A 3,261-nucleotide genomic window follows, 5' to 3' on the forward strand; every position below is an offset into this window, starting at 1 on the left:
GCTTGGCTCCACCATTCGAAAATTGCTTCTTGCAATTTGAAATCGAATGTGGTAAGATGATTTTTGTCGCTGATTTGATGGCGGCGGATTTGTTCCTTGAAAACTGGATAACGAAACAAAGCATCAAATGCTGAATCAAAATCTGTAGCGACTTCTTCGGAANNNTCATGTTTGTTCCTTGAAAACTGGATAACGAAACAAAGCATCAAATGCTGAATCAAAATCTGGATCAACTTGGATAAAGTTGATTGCACGTTTTAGCTACCTAGCGAAGTAAGGTCGGTGTGAGTGACTTTTGTGCGAAGCACAACGGAACGGAACAGCGAGCTTACGGAGCGTCGATGGTTAAGCTAATAAGAGCACACGGAGGATGCCTAGGCACCAGGAGCCGAAGAAGGACGTGGCGAACAACGATAACGCCTCGGGGAGCCGTAAGCAGGCTTTGATCCGGGGATGTCCGAATGGGGGAACCCGGCTGTGGTAATTCGCAGTCATCGCTATCTGAATACATAGGATAGTGGAAGGCAGACGAGGGGAACTGAAACATCTAAGTACCCTCAGGAAAAGAAAACAATAGTGATTCCGTCAGTAGCGGCGAGCGAACGCGGATTAGCCCAAACCTAAGCGATTTATCGCTTAGGGGTTGTAGGACGCCGTCATGGAGGCAGCAGATTAGGTGAACAGGTCTGGAAAGGCCGGCCACAGTGGGTAAAAGCCCCGTAGCTCAAAATCTGCGAACCTCCTAGGCGTATCCTGAGTAAGGCGGGACACGTGAAACCCCGTCTGAATCCGGCAGGACCATCTGCCAAGGCTAAATACTCCCTGGTGACCGATAGTGAAGCAGTACCGTGAGGGAAAGGTGAAAAGAACCGCGGGAGCGGAGTGAAAGAGAACCTGAAACCGTGTGCTTACAAAAAGTCAGAGCCCGTTAACGGGTGATGGCGTGCCTTTTGTAGAATGAACCGGCGAGTTACGTTTGCAAGCAAGGTTAAGGTGAGAAGCCGGAGCCNNNCGCAGCGAAAGCGAGTCTGAATAGGGCGACATAGTTTGTAGGCGTAGACCCGAAACCGTGTGATCTACCCCTGTCCAGGGTGAAGGTGCGGTAACACGCACTGGAGGCCCGAACCCACGCATGTTGAAAAATGCGGGGATGAGGTGGGGGTAGCGGAGAAATTCCAATCGAACTCGGAGATAGCTGGTTCTCCCCGAAATAGCTTTAGGGCTAGCCTCGGGAGATGCGTCGTGGAGGTAAAGCACTGATTGGGTGCGGGGCCCGCCAAGGGTTACCAAGTCCAGTCAAACTCTGAATGCCACAGACGTTATCCCGGGAGTCAGACAGTGAGTGCTAAGATCCATTGTCAAGAGGGAAACAGCCCAGACCATCAGCTAAGGTCCCCAAGTGTGGGTTAAGTGGGAAAGGATGTGGAGTTGCCCAGACAACCAGGATGTTGGCTTAGAAGCAGCCACCATTGAAAGAGTGCGTAATAGCTCACTGGTCGAGTGACTCTGCGCCGAAAATGTAACGGGGCTAAACACACCACCGAAGCTATGGCTAGACGCGTAAGCGTCCTGGGGTAGGGGAGCGTTGTATGCGGGTTGAAGCTAGATCGTGAGGACTGGTGGACTGCATACAAGTGAGAATGCCGGTATGAGTAACGAAAAGATCAGTGAGAATCTGATCCGCCGAAAGCCTAAGGGTTCCTGAGGAAGGCTCGTCCGCTCAGGGTAAGTCGGGACCTAAGGCGAGGCCGAAAGGCGTAGTCGAAGGACAACAGGTTGAAATTCCTGTACCACCGTGAACCGTTATGAGCAATGGGGTGACGCAGAAGGATAGTGACGCGAGCTGATGGATGCTCGTCCAAGCAGCGAGGCTTGTGGGTAGGCAAATCCGCCCACTGTAAGGCTGAGCTGTGATGGGGAGGGAAATTCAAGTACCGAAGGTCAGGCGTTCAGGCTGCCAAGAAAAGCCTCTAGCCAGGGAGAAGGTGCCCGTACCGCAAACCGACACAGGTAGGCGAGCAGAGCATGCTAAGGCGCGCGGAAGAACTCTCGTTAAGGAACTCGGCAAAATGACCCCGTAACTTCGGGAGAAGGGGTGCCTCGGTAGGGTGAATAGCCCGAGGGGGCCGCAGTGAAAAGGCCCAAGCGACTGTTTAGCAAAAACACAGGTCTGTGCGAAGCCGCAAGGCGAAGTATACGGGCTGACGCCTGCCCGGTGCTGGAAGGTTAAGGGGAGTGGTTAGGGGTGACCCGAAGCTATGAACCGAAGCCCCAGTAAACGGCGGCCGTAACTATAACGGTCCTAAGGTAGCGAAATTCCTTGTCAGGTAAATTCTGACCCGCACGAATGGCGTAACGACTTGGGCGCTGTCTCGACGAGAGATCCGGTGAAATTTTAATACCTGTGAAGATGCAGGTTACCCGCGACAAGACGGAAAGACCCCATGGAGCTTTACTGCAGCTTGATATTGGACTTTGGTACGATCTGTACAGGATAGGTGGGAGCCAGAGAAGCCTGAGCGCCAGCTTGGGTGGAGGCGACGTTGGGATACCACCCTGATCGTATCGGAGTTCTAACTTGATACCGTAAGCCGGTATGAGGACAGTGTCAGGTGGGCAGTTTGACTGGGGCGGTCGCCTCCTAAAGCGTAACGGAGGCGCCCCAAGGTTCCCTCAGAATGGTTGGAAATCATTCGAAGAGTGCAAAGGCATAAGGGAGCTTGACTGCGAGACAAACAGGTCGAGCAGGGACGAAAGTCGGGCTTAGTGATCCGGTGGTACCGAATGGAAGGGCCATCGCTCAACGGATAAAAGCTACCCTGGGGATAACAGGCTTATCTCCCCCAAGAGTCCACATCGACGGGGAGGTTTGGCACCTCGATGTCGGCTCATCGCATCCTGGGGCTGAAGTAGGTCCCAAGGGTTGGGCTGTTCGCCCATTAAAGCGGTACGCGAGCTGGGTTCAGAACGTCGTGAGACAGTTCGGTCCCTATCTGTCGCGGGCGCAGGAAATTTGAGAGGAGCTGTCCTTAGTACGAGAGGACCGGGATGGACGTACCGCTGGTGTACCAGTTGTCTCGCCAGAGGCACGGCTGGATAGCCAAGTACGGACGGGATAAGCGCTGAAAGCATCTAAGCGTGAAGCCCCCCTCAAGATGAGATTTCCCAGTAAAGTAAGACCCCTTGAAGACGACGAGGTAGATAGGTTCGGGGTGGAAGCGCGGTAACGTGTGGAGCTGACGAATACTAATCGGTCGAGGG

1 tRNA gene and 1 rRNA gene (1 of these 2 running past the window's edge) are annotated in these 3,261 nt (G+C 53.5%); both read left to right on the plus strand.

Annotated elements, in window-relative coordinates:
* A tRNA-Ala gene (locus AC6ROY_RS25170) sits at positions 1-14 on the plus strand; it begins 62 nt to the left of the window's first position.
* Positions 15-343: 329 nt separating this feature from the next.
* Positions 344-3,261 (plus strand): 23S ribosomal RNA (locus tag AC6ROY_RS25175); the annotation flags it as partial.

The organism is Paenibacillus sp. sg306046 (assembly GCF_059821225.1).